This window comes from Franzmannia qiaohouensis, from assembly GCF_031451695.1.
Lineage (GTDB): Bacteria > Pseudomonadota > Gammaproteobacteria > Pseudomonadales > Halomonadaceae > Franzmannia > Franzmannia qiaohouensis.
On record NZ_JARWAM010000008.1, the window covers coordinates 145717 to 159935 of the forward strand.

The following is a 14219-nucleotide window of genomic DNA, read 5'->3' on the forward strand; positions in this document are numbered from 1 at the left end:
GATAACTACGTGGCGACGGATAGCCAAGGAGCCTCATCCATAAGGAGACATCGATGCAAACCATGCGCCGCTGGCATGCCCTGCTACTGGTCCGTCTGGCCCGCTTCTCCTGGCGCGTATTGGTCGCCTTCATACGCAATCGCGGCGTCCTGCTGGCTGGCGGCGTTGGCTACAACGTACTGCTTTCGGTGGTGCCGCTGCTGGCGCTGCTGGCGGTGCTGCTGGCAAGCGTGGTCGACGAGCAGCACCTGCTCGGGGTGATGGCAGTGCAGACCCAGCATCTGGCCCCGGCGCATGCCGATATCCTGCTCGAGGCGGTGCGCGCCCTGGTCGACTCGCGGGATGCCATCGGCACGCTGGGGCTGCTGGTACTGCTGCTCTTCAGCTCGTTCGCCTTTCGCATGCTGGAAGACGCCATGGCGATCATCTTCCACCAGCCCGACAACCCCAGCCGACGCAGCGCCTGGGTGTCGGCGCTGCTGCCCTACGCCTTCATGCTAGTGCTCGCCAGCGGTATCCTCGGGCTGACCCTGCTGGTGTCGATGGCCAGCGCCATCAACGACCTGTGGCTGGCAATCCTCGGCCGCGAGCTGCCGCTGGCGGGATTCTCGCAGGCAGCGCTGAATCTGTTCAGCTTCGCCGGCGTGTTTGCGCTGTTCAGCGCCGTCTACAAGGTGCTACCCGTGGTACGCATCGCGCTACGGCGGGCGCTGGTGGGCGGTTTCGTCGCCGCGCTGCTGTGGGAGGGGGTCAGGCTGCTGCTGGTGATCTACTTCGCCCAGATCTCGTTCGTCAACGTGATCTACGGCTCGCTGGCCACGCTGATCGTGGTGCTGCTGAGCCTCGAGGTCGGCGCCATCATCCTGCTGCTGGGCGGCCAGGTCATCGCCGAGCTCGAGCACAGCGACCGGGTCGGCGTGGCCTGGCACGTCGACCCGCGCCATGCGGTGATCACCACCGTGGAGTAGCCGGCGCGTCAGTGCCGCGAGGCGCGCAGGCGCCGGACCAGCGCCATCAAGCTCTTGCCGCTGACCATGCCCAGCACGTAGACCACCACCAGCAGCAGGGCCAGCGGCAGCGACAGGCTCCAGGCCAGGAAATTGACCTCGACCACGCGGATGTTCTGCACGAACAGCACCATCACGATCAGCGTGATCAGGATCTTGAGTATCAGATATACCTTGTCCATGGCAGGCTTCCTTGTCAGGGATTTGGACGTCACGCCCGGTCAGCTCAGTCCGGCAACGATGGCTATCAGCGTAGCAATACTGACCGCGAAGGCGAGCAGCGCCATCAGGCCGTCCTTGGCCATCAGCGCCAGGCCGAAGCCGCTCAGCGCAAGGCCGGCGCCGTTGGCCGAAAATGGCACGAGCTCCATGGGTGGCATCATCAACGCCACCCCGATACAGCAGATCGCTATCGCCAACACCGCGTGGTCGCCGACCAGTGCAGCCCAGCGCTGGCGCAGCAGCGTGTCGAGCACTCTTGCCGGTGGCATCAGCCAGGCGCACGCCTTGTGCAGCGAGGCAAGCGCTATACTGCGCTCGAGCAGCCAGCGTGGCAGCCAGATGGCCTGCCGCTGCAGTAGCAGCTGTACGGCCACCAGCAGCACCAGGCCGGCCATCACGGTCGGCACGCCGGGAATGCCGCCAATGACCGGCACCATGGTGACGATACCGGCCAGCAGCAGCAGCGGCCCGAAGGCCCTTCGCCCCAGCTCGTCGAGCACATCATCGAGACTTGCCCGGCCGTCACGGCTATCGATGCGCTGCAGGCGCTCGAGCAGCTCGCCCAGTGTGCGTGGCGCTGAGGCAGCGTCGCTCATGCCGAGTCCTTGCCTGCGCCACGCGCCTCCTGCACCGCCAGCTTGGCGAGAATAAAATCGCTGTGCCCGACGTGGAGCAGTTCGGCCAGGCGCCGGATGCGGTGCTCCTCGAGCGGGTCGATGCTGCCGTCGGCCCAGGCCAACTGCCACATCAGCTTCACCAGTTCACAGCGCTGGGCGTAGCCGTAGTGCTGCTTGATCAGACTGACGAACTGGTAGTGGTCGACGGCCTCCTCGACTTCGTGCCGGGCAAGCGCCATCAGCTCGTCGACCGCCGCATCGCTGAGGTGATAGCGCTCGACCAGCATGCGACGCAGGGTGGCGAGTTCCGCCTCACTGGTGGCATAGTCGGCGCGCATCACCTCGCACAGCAGCGCCGCAGTGGCCAGTTCCAGGGTAAGGGCCCGGTCCTCCCTGGCCTCAGGCTCGGCCAGGGTGCGCTGGAAGAATTGCTGAATCGAATCAAGCATGCAAAAACGACTCCATCAGTGGCCCTTGCCGACCGGCCGCGCCTCGTCGCGGGCGGTGATCTTGTCGATCACCACCTCGGGGTGGTGACGACGCACCATCTCCTTGACGGTCTCTTCGCGTTCGCTGGGGACATCGGCGATCATCAGCAGCGAGCCGCGGTTGAGCTCACGCTTGTATTTGCTGACCTTCACGTCCTTGACCGAGACACCGATCATGGTGCTGGTCCAGAGCCCGAACAGGCCGCCAAAGACCGCCATCGCCGGCACGATCACCACCAGGCTAGGCCCCAGCACATAGTGCACCACGACGCCCAGCACCGCCCCCAGGCCGGCGCCAACAGGCACGCCGCGCTTGGGCGCGTTCATTACGTCGGTGGTCTCGCGCACGGTAGCCACCGGTACCCCCTCACGTTCCAGCGGCTTCCAGTTACGTCCCACCACGTGGAGCTCGTCCTGGGTAAGACCCATCTGGTTCAGCTCATCGGCGATGTCTGACGTGGTGTCGGCATTGGGTGCCAGAAAATACAGGCGTTGCATGATGATACTCCCCATCCATGTGAACGATTGCCGAGAAGGTCCCCTCTCGGCATACAGCGTTATCTGTCTCTAACTAGCGACAAGTATAGTCGAGATCAGGTTCCCTTCTGTCGTTGCTTGAGCTGATCGCGCAGCTGACTGGGCAAGGTCTTGATGATCAGACGCTCACGCGCTTCGTCATATTCGACGCTCGAGCCCAGCAGGTGCGAGTCGAAGCTGATCGAGACCCCCGCAGCGCGCCCGGTGAAGCGCCGAAACTGATTGAGGGTGCGCTTGTCGGGGGGGATTTCCGCAGCCAGCCCGTAGTCGGCGTGGCGGATATGCTCGTAGAACGCCTTGGGCTGCTGCTCGTCGACCAGCGCCGACAGCTCATCAAGGGTGATCGGCTCGCCGCGGCTGAGCTGCTCACTGGCATAATCGACCAGGGCATCGGTCTTCTCGCGACTGGCCGCCTCATCGAAGTCGCCCTGCTCGACGTAGTCGCTGAACGCCTTGAGCAGGGTGCGGGTTTCGCTGGGCGCATCGATGCTCTCTTCGACGCCAAGCAGCTCGACCAGACTCTCGGCGAGCTTCTTGCCGCCGCGGTCCTTGAGAAAGGAGACGTACTGCGCGCCGGGTGAATCGCTGCGCCACTGGCTGACGTTGATGCGCGCCGCCAGCGTCAGCTGGCCGAGGTTGAGCTGGGCGGCCGCTACCGCGCGATGGTCGGCATCGATGCCGATACCCTGGCGCTGCTGGACCAGCGCCAGGCTGATGCTGTCCGCCTCACCACGGCGGCTGTGGTCGAACACCAGATAGCCGCCCACCGAGAGGCGATCCTCGAGCAGGCCGGCCAGCCGCTCGGCAATTGCTCGGGTGATATCGGCAAAGTCACGCTCAGCGTCGAGATAGGCGGTCAGCCAGCCGGCCAGCGGGCTCGCCGACTCGCCCTCGGCGAAGGCTCCCCAGCCCTTGGGCTTGGGGTTGTAGGCATCGCTGATGGCAGCCACCAGCTCGGCCATCACCGCGCTCTCGGGATGGACCTCGGGGGCCGCGCTGACCACCAGGCGATCACTGTCGCTGCCGGGTTCGAGGCGATGGACGATGCTTTGCAATACGGGCATAGGTCACATTCTGACAGGAAGAAGAAAGTGCAACACGGCACGGCGAGTCACGGCCTGAGGCGGTAGCCGGTGCGGAACATCCAGGCGATGACCGCCAGGCACAGCGCCAGGAACACCAGAATCATCGCCACACTGGCCATCAGGCTGACGTCGCTGATGCCGTAGAAGCTCCAGCGGAAGCCGCTGACCAGATAGACCACCGGATTGAACAGGGTCAGGGTCTGCCACACCGGCGGCAGCATGTCGATGGAATAGAAACTACCGCCGAGGAAGGTCAGCGGCGTGATCACCAGCAGCGGCACCAGCTGCAGCTTGTCGAAGCCGTCGGCCCAGATGCCGATGATGAACCCCAGCAGGCTGAAGGTCACCGCGGTGAGCACCAGGAAGGTCAGCATCCACAGCGGATGGGCGATCTCCAGCGGCACGAACAGCCCGGCCGTGGCCAGGATGATCAGCCCCAGCACGATCGACTTGGTGGCCGCGGCTCCGACATAGCCGATGACGATCTCGATATGCGAGATCGGCGCCGACAGCAGCTCGTAGATGCTGCCCGAGAATTTGGGAAAGAAGATCCCGAACGAGGCATTGGAGACGCTCTGGGTCAGCAGCATCAGCATGATCAGCCCGGGCACGATGAAGGCGCCGTAGCTGACCCCGTCGATCTCGCTGATGCGCGAGCCGATGGCGGCACCGAACACCACGAAGTAGAGTGAGGTGGAGATCACCGGCGATACGATGCTCTGCAGCAGGGTGCGACGCGTACGTGCCATCTCCGCAGCGTAGATGGCACGCACCGGATACAGATTCATGGGCGCTCCTTGACCAGGTCGACGAAGATATCCTCCAGCGAACTCTGGCGGGTGTGCAGGTCCTTGAAGGCAATGCCGGCGGCGTCGAGATCACCCAGCAAGGCGGTGATGCCGCTGCCCTCCTCGGCACCGTCATAGCTGTAGATCAACTCGCTGCCATCAGCCGCCAGCTGCAGGTCGTAGCCGGTCAGGCTCGCCGGCACGGCGTCCAGCGGCGCCTGCAGGTGCAGGGTAAGCTGCTTGCTGCCGAGCTTGCGCATCAGCGCCGCCTTCTCCTCCACCAGCACGATGCGGCCACCGTTGATCACGCCGATGCGGTCGGCCATCTCCTCGGCTTCCTCGATGTAGTGGGTGGTCAGGATGATCGTCACGCCGCTGTCGCGCAGCTGGCGCACCACCTCCCACATCTCGCGGCGCAGCTCGACGTCGACGCCGGCGGTGGGCTCGTCGAGGAACAGGATACGTGGCTCATGGGACAGCGCCTTGGCGATCAGCACCCGGCGTTTCATGCCGCCCGACAGGGTGATCAAGCGGTTGTCGCGCTTGTCCCACAGCGTCAGCGACTTGAGCACCCGCTCGATGTGGGCCGGATTGGGCGGCTTGCCGAACAGTCCACGGCTGAAGCTGACCGTGTTCCACACCGTTTCGAAGGCCTCGTTGGTGAGCTCCTGGGGGACCAGCCCGATCCGCGACCGCGCCTGGCGGTAGTCGCGCACGCTGTCGAAGCCGTCGACCCGCACCTCACCGGCGCTGGGATTGACCAGGCCGCAGACCACGCTGATCAGGGTCGTCTTGCCGGCGCCATTGGGGCCCAGCAGGGCAAAGATCTCACCGCGACGAATGCTCAGGTCGACTGCCTTGAGGGCGTGAAAGCCGCCGGCATAGGTCTTCTCGAGGCCGCTGATGCGAATGATCGGCTCGGCGGCGCCCAGCGCATCGGGCAGCGCCGCCTGGCTCAGATCATTCAAGCTCGATGGAGCCATCGAAGGTGACCGTGAGATCGAGGCCCTCGACGTTGAGCGTCATGGTCGCCGGCAGCGACTCGCTGCCGCTGATACGCCCCTCGGCGCGGGCCTTGTCGACGGCCTGCTCGATTTCGCGCTGCGAACTCACGCCCACGGTCTTGAGAAACTTGCGCAGGCTCAGATTGAAGGCTTCTTCATTCATGGCGGTCTCCTTGGCGAAAGCGAATACCCATTAACGTCAAGCCGACGCGATTAAACGTCGCTCGGGACTGATCCGTGGGCAGGCCTGACGTCGGCCTGCCCCCGGCGTCCCTCGCTAAGCACCGCGGCGCTCAACTCGGCGTTTACCGCCGGTAAACAACAGCGTTAGCTGCGCTCGGTGACTTCCAGCAGATGATAGCCGAACTGGGTCTTGACCGGCCCCTGGACCTGATTCAGCTCGGCGCTGAACACCACCTTGTCGAACTCGGGCACCATCTGTCCCGGGCCGAAGCTGCCCAGATCTCCGCCCTGGCGCCCCGAGGGGCAGGACGAATGGGCCTTGGCGACCTCGGCAAAGTCCTTGCCGGCTTCGATTTCCTGCTTGAGGGCGAGACACTTATCTTCACTGTCGACCAGAATGTGACGTGCGCTGGCGCGGGCCATGGATACTTCTCCTGAACATCAGTCTAGGGTTGGGACTGGCAAGCTTAGCACGCCGCTGGCCTCGATGGCCGCCCCCACCTCGGACAGCAGCCGCTCGTGAGGAACGACATCCACAGGCCCGCGGGTGCAGGCCACCACCGCTACCTGGCGCTGGCTGCCGCGCTGGGCAATGCCGGCATCGCAGGTGCGGCGATGCTGGGTGCCGGTCTTGTGGGCGAAGAGCACATCGTCGCCGAATCCGGCCTTGAGCCGCGCTTCGCCGGAGCGAGTACGCCGCATGACCGCCAGCAGCGACTCGCGGCTGGTGGCGCTCAACCCGGCCTGCTCGGGAGTACCGCGGGCCAGGGTCGCCAGCAGGTCGCCGAACGCCACCAAGGTGCCGCCATTCAGCGCGCTATCCTGATAGGCATCGAACGCGGCATCGTAGCCCACCACGGCCAGCTCGCCTGGCGCCACGCCGAGGCGCTCGGCAAAGGCGGCCACGCGGGTGTCGAGATCGTCGTTATGGCGCAGCGCGATATAGTCCATGCCACCCAGTTCGCGGGCGCCGGGATGCAGTTCGCCGAACAGTGCGCGGCGCACCTCGAGCAGGCTAGTGATCTCGCCCAGCTGGTCGGGGTCACCGCCGGCCGCGGCGACCATCTCCCGGGCACGGCGATTGCTCGCGGCAAGGCCGACCCGACGGATCAGCATGTCGCTGGCGGTGTTGTCGCTGACGGTGAGCATCTCATCGAGCAGAAAGCGCAGCGTCAGCCGGCTACCCGGTTCCTGCCAGTTGGTCTGGCCGGCGCCGTCGACATAGTCGCTGCGGGTCAGGGTCATGTGCTCCTCGAGGCCCAATGCCCCCTCGTCGCGGCGCGCAAAGAGCTCCACCGCCACCGGCACCTTGATCAGCGATGCCAGGTACCAGTGCTGCTCACCCCGCCACGACAGCGCCTCGCCGCTGTGCAGGTCCTGGACATAGACGCCGAGTTGGCCAGGGAAGTCACCTTCCAGCTCGGCCAGGCGCGCCTCCAGCGGCGCCTGCCAGGCACTGCGCTTGTCGACCTGGTAGTACCAGTCAGCGTGCATGCCTGCAGCGTGGAGAGCGCTGCTGGCCAGCAGCAGCACCAGGCAGCAGATCGCGCGATGTATCATTTGTTGGCTCCTATCCAGCGCGTCAGGGCGATCCAGCCGGCGGCCCCCAGCACCAGCGCCACGCCAATACCCAGTACCTGGGGATAGCTGTAGACCTGCCAGCTGTCGAGCAGGAAGCGCAGCACCAGGAAGATCGCCACGATATGGAAGATGAACGCCTTGAGCGCGTCCGAGCCGACCAGGGTGATCGGTAGCAGCACTCGCGACAAGCGCTCTCCGCCGGCCAGCGCCGCCGCCAGAATCACCAGCGCCCCACCCACGCTGAACAGCATGAAGGCCAGCCCCGGGGGATGCTTGCCAACGTTGCGCGCCACCGCCATCAGCGCAGCGTGAACCTCGCCACCGATGGCTGCGAGCACAAAGAACGCCGCCAGCATGGCGCTCCCCAGGCCCAGCAGGGTAATCACCAGCCGCCGCCGCCAGGCGGGGGTGAAATAGCAGCGTAGCAGCGCCTCGCCGATCAGCAGGCCGGCCATGATCAGCGGCGCCCGCGACAGCTGTCCCCAGGCGTAATGATCCTCATGGTCGACCAGCAGCGCCTTGAGGATGTCATTGCCGCCGAAGTCCACTCCCTGCAGCCAGGCGGCCAGCGCAGTGACCAGCACCATCGCCGCCAGGCGACTCCACAGCGGGGCACGCGCCCACAGCGGCAGGGCCAGCGGCACCCATATCAGGGCGATGGCATAGAAGCCGAGGATCTCGACCCAGATCGCGAAGTTGTTCCATAGCAGGGTGGCGAGAATATCTTCCGGGGCATATAGCGGCAGCATCTCGACGACGGTCAGCGCCTTGTACCAGAACAGTACCTCCAGGCCGCGCAGCCACAGCTTGAGGCGTCGCCGCGTCCAGCCGGCGCCGCGCGCATGGGGCAGAAAAGCCACGGCGAGCGCGATGCCGAACACCAGGATAAACAGCGACGACGAGAACTTGGTAAGCAAGTGCACCGGCACCATGCCCCACTCCGGCACCAGGCGCAGGCCCAGCAGCCCACTTACCGCATGGCTGACGATCATCAGCGCGATTGCCACCCCACGGGCCAGGTCGATGGCCGCGATACGCCCCTCGGCGCGCGGTAGGTGCGGCGCATCCCGCAGATGGCGCCACGACTCGGCCGTGGTGTGGTTCATAGCACTCGTCCCTGTGTCGACCATGAGAAAGAATAAATAAAGCCATCCACTTTCCTGCAGTGCAGGCTAAGCTACAAAGTAAGGCGAAGCTTATGCCGAAAACAACTCGTCGGGGCACCTTGGCGCTGGGGGTGGCACATGAGCGCAACCGTCTCGTCTGACGCAGGACATCCGCAAGCGGCTGAGGATGAGCTCGTGCCGCTGCCAGTGCCGGCCAAACGCCGCCACTGGTTACGCAATACCCTGCTGATCGCGCTGGCGCTGGTCTCGGTCAGCCTGGCCACGCTGCTGGTCGCCGAAGCGCGCACCTCGCATTTCCAGGCCCAGGAGCTGTCGCGCTACGCCGGCACCCTCACCTATACCCTGTCGCCGGGCCCCAGCGAGCGCATCGTCTTTCCCCAGTACGGCCCCTTCGATATCCGCCTGGGCTACACCCGCCTGCCGCAGTTCGAGGCGCGGCTGCGTGCCAGCGACTTCGTGGTCGAGCGCCAGGCGCGCTTTTCACCCGCGCTGCTCGAGTACACCCAGCGCGGTTTCTTCCCCCCCTACCCCGAAAAGACCCGCGCCGGCCTGACCCTGGAGGAGTGTCGCGGCGAAACCCTGTATGCATTTCGTCACCCGCAGCGCCACTACCCGCATTTTGATGCCGTCCCGCCGCTGGTGCTGCAGGTGTTGCTGTTCATCGAGAATCGCGAACTGCTCGACGCCCGCTCGCCCTACGCCAACCCGGCCGTGGACTGGCCACGCTTCGCCAAGGCGGCCATGTCGCAGGTGGGGCGCGCCCTGGATGTCTCGGGCCAGTCGTCCGGCGGCAGCACCCTGGCGACCCAGGTCGAGAAGTATCGCCACTCTCCCCAGGGCCTGACCGGCTCGGCCCGCGAGAAGCTGCGCCAGATGATTTCCGCCAGCGTCCGCGGTTACCGCCAGGGGCCGCAGACCCTCGCCGCCCGCCAGGACGTGGCGCTGGACTACCTCAACAGCGTGCCGCTGTCGGCGGCGCCTGGCTACGGCGAGGTCCACGGTATCGGCGACGGCCTCTGGGTATGGTTCGACGCCGACTTCGACGCCCTCAACCAGCTGCTGGTGCCCAGCTTCAACGGCCCGACCAACCTGCAGCAGCAGGGCCTTGCGCTGCGCCAGGTAGTGGCGCTGATGATCGCCCAGCGGCGCCCTTCCTGGTATCTGACCACCGGGCGCCAGAGCCTCGAACGGCTCACCGACAGCTACTTGCGCATCCTCGCCGAGGCCGAGGTGGTCGATCCCCTGCTGCGCGACGCGGCGCTGGCCCAGCGGCTCAGCTTCCGCGACTTCGCCCGCGACCCACTGCGCCTGCAGGTCCCGCAGGACAAGGGCCTGCAGGTCGCCCGCAGTCGCCTCGGCAGCCTGCTCGGCACCTCCTTCTACGACCTCGACCGCCTCGACCTGGCGGCCCGCACCACCCTCCACGGCGACCTGCAGCGCCAGGTCAGCGACTACCTCTATCGCCTTGCCGATCCTGACTTCGCCGGCGAGATCGGGCTGTTCGGCGAGCGCCTGCTGACGCCGGAGATGACCGCCGAGGTCAACTACAGCTTTACGCTCTTCGAGCGCGGCGAAGACGGCTATCGGGTGCGCATCCAGACCGACAACACCGGCCAGCCCTTCGACATCAACGAAGGCAGCAAGCTGGAGCTGGGCTCCACCGCCAAGCTGCGCGTGCTCGCCACCTACCTGGAAGTGATCGCCGAGCTGCATCAGCGCCACGCCGGCAAGAGCGGCGACGCACTGCGCGCTATCGAGCTGGACCGCCAGGATGCGCTGAGCCGCTGGGTCATCGACCAGCTGATCGCCAGCCCCGACCTCGACCTGCGCACCCTGCTGGACGACGCCATGCAGCGTCGCTATTCGGCCAGCCCCCATGAGGCCTTCTTCACCGGCGGCGGGCGGCACACCTTCAGCAACTTCCGGCGCGAGGACAACGGCCGCAACCCGACCCTCAGCGAGTCGATGCGCGAATCCCTCAACCTGCCCTTCGTGCGCCTGCTGCGCGACCTGGTGCGCTACAGCATTCACCAGAACGAGCGTCGCAGCCAGCTGCTCGAGGACGATCAGGACCCGCGCCGACAGGACTACCTGCAGCGCTTCGCCGACCGCGAAGGCCGGGTCTTCCTGCAGCGCTTCTGGAACAAGTATCGCGGCAAGGAGAGCGACGCGCGGCTGGCACTGTTCCTCGACGGCCTGCGCACCACTCCGCCACGCCTGGCGGCGGTGCATCGCTACCTGTTCCCGGAGGCCGACGAGGCCAGCTTTGCCGCCTTCATCCGCGAGCGGTTGCCCGACGAAGCGCTTAGCGAGCAGCGCATCGCCTCCCTCTACCGCAGCTATGCGCCGGGCAACCATGACCTCTCCGATCAGGGCTATATCGCCCGGGTGCATCCGCTGGAGCTGTGGCTGCTCGGCTATCTGCTCGACCACCCCGAGGCGACGTTCGGCGAGGCGGCCCACGCCAGCCGCAGCGAGCGCCAGGAGGTCTACGGCTGGCTGTTCAAGACCCGCCACCGCAACGCCCGCGACGTGCGCATCCGCACCATGCTCGAAGTCGAGGCATTTCTCGATATCCACCAGCGCTGGGCGCGGCTCGGCTATCCGTTCGACCACCTCGTGCCATCGCTGGCCACCGCCGTGGGCAGCTCCGGCGACCGGCCGGCGGCACTGGCCGAGCTGATGGGGATCATTCTCAACGACGGCGTGCGCATGCCGACGCTGCGCATCGACGACCTGCACTTTGCCGCCAACACGCCCTACGAGACGCGCCTGGTGCCTGCCGGCACCCGCGGCCAGCGGGTCATGGAACCGGAAGTGGCCGCGGTGTTGCGTGAAAGCCTCGCCGAGGTGGTCGAGGGCGGCACCGCACGCCGCCTGCAGGGCAGCTTCAGCCTCGACGAGGAAATGCCGCTGGTGATGGGCGGCAAGACCGGTACCGGCAACAACCGCTTCGAGACCGTGGGGCGTGGCGGACAGGTGCTCAGCTCCCAGGCGCGCAACCGCACCGCCACCTTCGTGTTCTACCTGGGCGACGACCACTTCGGCACCCTGACCGCCTTCGTCCCGGGCAGCGATGCCGACAACTTCCGCTTCACCTCGGCACTACCGGTGCAGGTACTCAAGGGCATGCAGGAGATCCTGCGCCCGCTGCTGGCCGGTGAAGGGGACGGCTGCCTGCCGGGCAGCAGCCAGGAACTGCTGGTGGCCGAGCAGCGACGAGTGCCGCCCGCGGCGAGCGAGTAGCCTCTGGCGCTACTCGCCCAGCGTCTCGAGGCGCGTCACCGTCAAGCGGCGGCCGCCGCGCTCACCGAGGCGAAAGGTGCCGCTCACGCGTACCTGCTCTCCGAGGTGCTCGGCGACGGCATCATGGGGAAACAGCTCGACGCGATTGAGGTCCTGATCCTCGACCCAGTAGTGCAGCGGATCCTCGAAGCGCCGCACCACGCCTTGCGTCACCACGCGCTCACCGTCATAGGCACTGCCCTCACCGGCCAGCACGTAGAGCGGTACTTCCCGACTGCCCTCGCCGCCACAGCCGCTAACGGCGAGTGTCATCCCTAGCGCCAAGGCCAGCGCCATGAACGATCGCCGGGCCCCACCACTGATACTCGCCATCACACAGCTGCCGGCCGCTGCGGGACACGACTGCTCAGCACCCGGCGACCCAGCGGCGTCTCGAGCTCGGCCTCGAGCCAGGCATCCTCGCTGTCAGCGAGCGGCTCGACCCGGGCCAGCTCGGCGGCACCCAGACGCTGCAGGCAGGCTGCCAGCCAGTCGGCGCGCGGGTGATACAGCGTCAAGCGCGTCAAGCGACAGCCCAGATCCTGCATGCGCTCGGCGGGATGGGTATCGCAGTGCCACTGCAGCACCGCCGGCAGCAGGCCGCCGGCGGCCAGGCTTCCATCGGCGGCAACGGTGATATCCCAGTTCAGCGCGCCGCGGCTCATCGGCTCGATGCGCCCTAGCGGCACCTCGCCCAGCGCCAGCGCCTCGAGCTGGGGCGTGTTCACCGCCCAGGTCAACAGGCGCGGCGACGCCGCCAGGCTCGCGCGCACATGGGGGTCATCGAGGCCGAACCAGCGCGGCCGCGAGGGTGGCGCGGCGTCAGGGTCGATGGCGATCACCTCGACGAAACTGTTCGCCGAGAGCCGCATCAGGTGGTTGTGCGTGCCCATGCGCGGATGCTCGCCGCCCTTGGGCAGCCGTACGCCAAGCTGGCGCTCGAGGTAGTCGACGCCAGCGCTCACGTTTGCGGCGGCTACCACCAGGTGGTCGAATCGCGTCGTGGACATAGGCGTTGCTCCGGTAAGGGTCGAGGAAATCACAGCATACTAAACGCAGCGACCCCGGTGTGACGATCACACCGGGGTCGCTGATATCGGGCCCAGCCGAGGGAATCAGCGGCAGGGCACCACCTTGCGCAGGGTATCCTTGGCCCACAGCGCCTGGCCGTCCGGGGTCTTGCCGTGGTCGTTCCAGCGTTCGGCGATCTCGAGACAGTAGGAGCCGGCGTTTTCGATACGCTGGTCCGGATTGGCCGGACGCTCGCCGCCAATCCGCAGGACATCGGGATTGTCGGTGGTATAGCGTGGCGCAATGGTATTGCTGGCACAGCCGGTGGCGAAAGCGGCCACCAGAAGAATGGGTAAACAGCGGCGCAGAGGCATGTTCACGAACCCTCGAAGAGCGTTGATAGGCCCGGCACGAATTGCCGGTAGCGCTAGATATCACCGCTTTCAGACCTGCGTCAACACTTTTCGAACAGCGTTTGACATCCTCACCATGACAGCTCACCGCGACTGTGCGAGGCTGGCTGTTCGATCCCCTTCGCCACGAGGCTGCGCGCATGATCGATTTCTGGACCTGGACCACCCCCAACGGCCGCAAGGTCTCGATTCTGCTCGAGGAACTGGGGCTCGATTACCGCACCCACGCGGTCGACCTCACCCAGGGCGAGCAGCACACCCCGGCGTTCCTCGCGGTCAGCCCCAACAACAAGATTCCCGCCCTGCGCGATGACGACACCGGCGTCACCCTCATGGAGTCGGGTGCCATCATGTACTACCTGGCCGAGCGCCATGGGCGCTTTCTGCCCGCCAACGGCGAACCGCGCTACCGGGTCATGGAGTGGCTGATGTGGCAGATGGGCGGCCTGGGGCCGATCCTCGGCCAGACGCACCACTTCCTGCACTTCAACCCTGGCAAGGCGGCCTACGCCGAGACGCGTTTCTTCGACGAGACCCAGCGCCTTTACCGGGTGCTGGATACGCGCCTCGATGAGCGCAGCTACCTGGCTGGCGAGTACTCCATCGCCGACATGGCGGTGTGGCCGTGGGTGTCGCGCTTCGAGTGGCAGCGCATCGATCTCGACGCCTACCCTGCGGTCAAACGCTGGTATCTGGAGATCGCCGCTCGGCCGGCGGTGCAGCGCGGCTACCACAGCCCGCACAAGGTCAACGAGATTCCACTGCCCTGACTCGCGCGTTGCAGCCGCTGTAGCGAGGAGCGCTGGCGGTAGGTCGAAGAGGAGGTTCTACGCCATGGATGGCGTAGGTAGCGCCCAGGGACGGGTTTACA

General features: G+C 66.2%; 17 protein-coding genes. 3 read left to right on the top strand and 14 right to left on the bottom strand.

Annotation, left to right across the window (positions count from 1 at the left end; all coding sequences use genetic code 11):
* Window positions 1-62: 62 nt before the first annotated feature.
* A complete protein-coding gene (locus QC821_RS12735) occupies window positions 63-968 on the top strand; it encodes a YihY/virulence factor BrkB family protein (RefSeq protein ID WP_309722243.1) in 906 nt (301 codons plus the stop codon).
* A gap of 8 nt (window positions 969-976) precedes the next feature.
* Here the strand turns inward: QC821_RS12735 and QC821_RS12740 are convergent, their stop codons facing one another.
* From QC821_RS12740 to QC821_RS12790, 11 genes are all read right to left on the bottom strand, one after another.
* Window positions 977-1189, bottom strand: coding sequence for a lipopolysaccharide assembly protein LapA domain-containing protein (locus QC821_RS12740; RefSeq protein WP_309721952.1), 213 nt, complete (start codon window positions 1187-1189; stop codon window positions 977-979).
* A gap of 39 nt (window positions 1190-1228) precedes the next feature.
* Window positions 1229-1825 carry an exopolysaccharide biosynthesis protein gene (locus QC821_RS12745; RefSeq protein WP_309721955.1) on the bottom strand — a complete coding sequence of 199 codons (597 nt, stop codon included), beginning with the start codon at window positions 1823-1825 and terminating at the stop codon, window positions 1229-1231.
* Complete coding sequence (locus tag QC821_RS12750) at window positions 1822-2295, bottom strand: tellurite resistance TerB family protein (RefSeq protein WP_309721957.1); 474 nt, start codon at window positions 2293-2295, stop codon at window positions 1822-1824. The genes QC821_RS12745 and QC821_RS12750 overlap by 4 nt, the downstream gene beginning before the upstream one ends.
* Window positions 2296-2310: 15 nt before the next feature.
* Window positions 2311-2832, bottom strand: coding sequence for a DUF1269 domain-containing protein (locus QC821_RS12755; RefSeq protein WP_309721960.1), 522 nt, complete (start codon window positions 2830-2832; stop codon window positions 2311-2313).
* A 95-nt stretch (window positions 2833-2927) separates the two neighbouring features.
* The gene (locus QC821_RS12760) at window positions 2928-3935 is read right to left on the bottom strand and encodes a nucleoid-associated protein (protein ID WP_309721963.1); all 1008 of its coding nucleotides are present in this window, start codon (window positions 3933-3935) and stop codon (window positions 2928-2930) included.
* 47 nt (window positions 3936-3982) lie between these two features.
* A complete protein-coding gene (locus QC821_RS12765; protein WP_095618986.1) occupies window positions 3983-4744 on the bottom strand; it encodes an ABC transporter permease in 762 nt (253 codons plus the stop codon).
* Window positions 4741-5703, bottom strand: a complete 963-nt coding sequence (locus QC821_RS12770; RefSeq protein WP_422720118.1) for an ABC transporter ATP-binding protein — start codon at window positions 5701-5703, stop codon at window positions 4741-4743. The genes QC821_RS12765 and QC821_RS12770 overlap by 4 nt, the downstream gene beginning before the upstream one ends.
* 1 nt (window position 5704) lies before the next feature.
* A complete protein-coding gene (locus QC821_RS12775; protein WP_309721974.1) occupies window positions 5705-5911 on the bottom strand; it encodes a DUF6494 family protein in 207 nt (68 codons plus the stop codon).
* A 164-nt stretch (window positions 5912-6075) separates the two neighbouring features.
* Window positions 6076-6354: a peptidylprolyl isomerase gene (locus tag QC821_RS12780; protein ID WP_309721977.1), complete on the bottom strand. Its 279-nt coding sequence runs from the start codon at window positions 6352-6354 to the stop codon at window positions 6076-6078.
* A gap of 18 nt (window positions 6355-6372) precedes the next feature.
* A complete protein-coding gene (locus QC821_RS12785; RefSeq protein ID WP_309721981.1) occupies window positions 6373-7491 on the bottom strand; it encodes a serine hydrolase in 1119 nt (372 codons plus the stop codon).
* Complete coding sequence (locus QC821_RS12790) at window positions 7488-8618, bottom strand: heparan-alpha-glucosaminide N-acetyltransferase domain-containing protein (protein ID WP_309721984.1); 1131 nt, start codon at window positions 8616-8618, stop codon at window positions 7488-7490. Before QC821_RS12790 ends, QC821_RS12785 begins: the two co-directional genes overlap by 4 nt.
* 195 nt (window positions 8619-8813) lie before the next feature.
* On the opposite strand from QC821_RS12790, the gene QC821_RS12795 reads away from it, so the two are divergent.
* Window positions 8814-11885: a transglycosylase domain-containing protein gene (locus QC821_RS12795; protein WP_309721987.1), complete on the top strand. Its 3072-nt coding sequence runs from the start codon at window positions 8814-8816 to the stop codon at window positions 11883-11885.
* Window positions 11886-11894: 9 nt separating this feature from the next.
* Here QC821_RS12795 and QC821_RS12800 read toward each other — a convergent pair whose 3' ends face one another.
* The 3 genes from QC821_RS12800 to QC821_RS12810 all read right to left on the bottom strand — a co-directional run bounded on the left by QC821_RS12800 (window position 11895) and on the right by QC821_RS12810 (window position 13309).
* Window positions 11895-12197, bottom strand: a complete 303-nt coding sequence (locus tag QC821_RS12800; RefSeq protein WP_309721990.1) for a hypothetical protein — start codon at window positions 12195-12197, stop codon at window positions 11895-11897.
* 59 nt (window positions 12198-12256) lie between these two features.
* A complete protein-coding gene (locus QC821_RS12805) occupies window positions 12257-12934 on the bottom strand; it encodes a VOC family protein (RefSeq protein WP_309721993.1) in 678 nt (225 codons plus the stop codon).
* Window positions 12935-13039: 105 nt separating this feature from the next.
* Window positions 13040-13309, bottom strand: a complete 270-nt coding sequence (locus tag QC821_RS12810) for a hypothetical protein (RefSeq protein ID WP_309722245.1) — start codon at window positions 13307-13309, stop codon at window positions 13040-13042.
* Window positions 13310-13488: 179 nt separating this feature from the next.
* Here QC821_RS12810 and QC821_RS12815 point away from each other — a divergent pair, with 179 nt between their 5' ends.
* Entirely contained in the window at window positions 13489-14118 is a 630-nt protein-coding gene (locus tag QC821_RS12815) for a glutathione S-transferase family protein (RefSeq protein WP_309721996.1), read from the top strand.
* The last annotated feature ends 101 nt before the right edge of the window (window positions 14119-14219 follow it).